Annotated in this window: 4 protein-coding genes; 1 reads left to right on the plus strand and 3 read right to left on the minus strand. The window is 69.4% G+C overall.

Annotated features, from left to right (window positions below; genetic code table 11):
• Positions 1-935 (minus strand): 23S rRNA pseudouridine(2605) synthase RluB (gene rluB / locus ACESLR_RS04610; RefSeq protein WP_373066728.1); only part of this gene is annotated, 935 nt, incomplete at its 3' end.
• A 59-nt stretch (positions 936-994) separates the two neighbouring features.
• On the opposite strand from rluB, the gene moaB reads away from it, so the two are divergent.
• The gene (moaB, locus tag ACESLR_RS04615) at positions 995-1,531 is read left to right on the plus strand and encodes a molybdenum cofactor biosynthesis protein B (protein WP_373066732.1); all 537 of its coding nucleotides are present in this window, start codon (positions 995-997) and stop codon (positions 1,529-1,531) included.
• A gap of 10 nt (positions 1,532-1,541) precedes the next feature.
• Here moaB and ACESLR_RS04620 read toward each other — a convergent pair whose 3' ends face one another.
• Both ACESLR_RS04620 and ACESLR_RS04625 read right to left on the minus strand, forming a co-directional pair.
• The gene (locus ACESLR_RS04620) at positions 1,542-1,970 is read right to left on the minus strand and encodes a DUF488 domain-containing protein (protein WP_373024615.1); all 429 of its coding nucleotides are present in this window, start codon (positions 1,968-1,970) and stop codon (positions 1,542-1,544) included.
• Between the two features lie 7 nt (positions 1,971-1,977).
• The coding region (locus ACESLR_RS04625; protein ID WP_373024616.1) for an asparagine synthase-related protein at positions 1,978-2,493 on the minus strand (516 nt) is incomplete at its 5' end.

A 2,493-nucleotide genomic window follows, 5' to 3' on the forward strand; every position in this document is an offset into this window, starting at 1 on the left:
CCCCCCGAGGGCTTCGCGCCCCGGGCCCCGCCGCGACCGCCGGGGGATGACGACTTGGCCGGCTTCTTCGGTGGCGAGGAACTCCAGCCGTCCTCGCGCGCTGCCCGGCTGTTGCGCGACTTGCCCTTGGCCACCGGCTTGCCGGGCCGTTTGCCTGGCGCGCCACGGCGCAGCCCACCGCGGCCGCGCGAGCGCACGGAGTCCGGAACCGGCAGGTCCACCGCCTGGTACAGCCCGGCCACCTCGCGGGTCTCGAGATCCCGCACCGCCCCCGTCTTCAGGCCTCGTCCAAGGACGACCGGTCCGTAGCGCACGCGGATCAGGCGGCTCACCGTCACTCCGACGGCATCCCACAGCCGCCGCACCAGGCGGTTGCGGCCCTCGCTCACGATCACGTGATACCAGTGATTGGCGCCTTCCCCACCCTGCTCCTCCAGGCTGTCGAAACGCGCCGGGCCGTCTTCCAGTTCCACGCCCTCGCGCAGCATGTCCAGCGTGGCAACCGGCACCTCGCCCAGCACGCGCACCGCGTACTCGCGTTCCAGCGCCATGCTCGGGTGCATCAGCCGGTTGGCCAGTTCGCCATCGGTGGTAAACAGCAGCAGGCCCGAGGTATTCAGGTCCAGCCGTCCCACGGCCACCCAGCGCTGCCCCTTCAACCGCGGCAGACTGGCAAACACCGGCCGCCGCCCCTCGGGGTCCGAGCGGCTGCAGATCTCGCCCACCGGCTTGTGATACACGATCCACCGATGTGGATGCTCCGGGCGCCGCACGATGCGCCCTCGCACGCGGATCACGTCGTGCTCGTCGACCTGGTCGCCCAGCTTCACGGTGCGGTTGTTCACCTGCACCTCGCCGCGCTCGATCCAGCCCTCGATCTCGCGCCGCGAACCCAGCCCGCGCGCCGCCAGGACCTTCTGTACCCGCTCCGACATTCCCGGAACTCCAGCAACTCATTAATATGGGCGCCACGATACACCAACAGGACGTCGCCATGACCGATTCCGCGCCGGAAACCACGCCCGTCCGGACGCCGCTGAGCATCGCCGTGCTCACCGTCTCCGACAGCCGCGAACTCGCGGAGGATCGCTCCGGCGACGCCCTGGTGGAACGCCTCGAAGGTGCCGGTCACAGCCTGGCCGAGCGGAATCTCGTGAAGGACGACGTCTACGCCATCCGCGCTGAACTCTCGCGCTGGATCGCCGATCCCGAAATCGACGCGGTGCTGACCACCGGCGGCACCGGCATTACCGGCCGCGACGGCACCCCCGAGGCCGCCTCGGTCCTGCTGGACAAGACCATCGAGGGCTTCGGCGAGCTGTTCCGCATGCTCTCCTTCGACGAGATCGGGACCTCCAGCCTGCAGTCGCGGGCCCTGTCCGGCGTCGCCAACGGCACCTACATCTTCGTCCTGCCCGGCTCCACCGGCGCCTGCCGCACGGCCTGGGACCGCATCATCCGCGCCCAGCTCGACGACCGCACCATGCCCTGCAACCTCACCATGCTGATGCCTCGCCTGAAGGAATCCTGAGGGGACACGATCAATCCGGATCCGGTCCGGACGCGTCGGGGGCAAAGCATACCGGCGAGGCACGCTCGTCCGTTGGTTCCTCCTCGACCCGTTCGGCGTCGAGAAGATCGCGCAGGACCACCGCGTGGCTGTGCTCGACGTCCCGGGTCGCCGTCAGCAGCGTCAGGCGGCCGCGACGAGCATACCCCAGCAACCGGCCCCAGGCCTCGGGAGCCGCTCCCAGTTCCGCCCGGTACCGGCGACAGAACTCGCGCCAGCGCTCCACATCGTGGCCGAACCAGCGCCGAAGGTCGGTGGACGGAGCGAGCGACCTCTCCCAGGCATCCAGCGCGAGCGCCGACTTTTTCACTCCGCGCGGCCACAGGCGGTCGACCAGCACACGCGCCCCATCCCCGGAGTCGACTGGGTCGTAGACGCGCCGAATCCGCACCCGTTCCATACGGCGATTACCGGTCCACGTGGGTCTGCAACCAGTACTCCAGCAGGGCCGCGTGCCAGAGCTTGGAGCCCTGGATGCGGGTGAAGTACTGGTCGGGCGCATCCAGCAGCTTGTCGATGTAGGCCGGCTGATAGAGGCCCCGCTCGCGCGAGGCGCGCGAGGTGAGGATGTCGCGCATGAACTCGAGGAAATCGCCACGCACGTACTTCAGCGCCGGCACCGGAAAGTAGCCCTTGGGCCGGTCCATCACCGCGTCCGGCAACCGGCCGCGCGCGATCCGGCGCAGGACGTCCTTGCCCCCATCGCCCAGCTTCAGGTGCGGCGGCATCGCCGCGGCGGTCTCCACCAGCTCGTGGTCCAGGAACGGCACCCGGGCCTCCAGGCCGAAGGCCATGGTCATGTTGTCCACGCGTTTGACCGGGTCGTCCACAATCAGCGTGGTCACGTCCAGGGCCAGCACGGCGTCGATGAAGGAATCCGCTCGATCGGTCTCCAGTTCGGCGAACTGCTCGCGCAGCCAGTC

This window comes from Thioalkalivibrio sp. (genome assembly GCF_041685615.1).
In the GTDB taxonomy this organism is placed as follows: Bacteria; Pseudomonadota; Gammaproteobacteria; order Ectothiorhodospirales; family Ectothiorhodospiraceae; genus Thioalkalivibrio.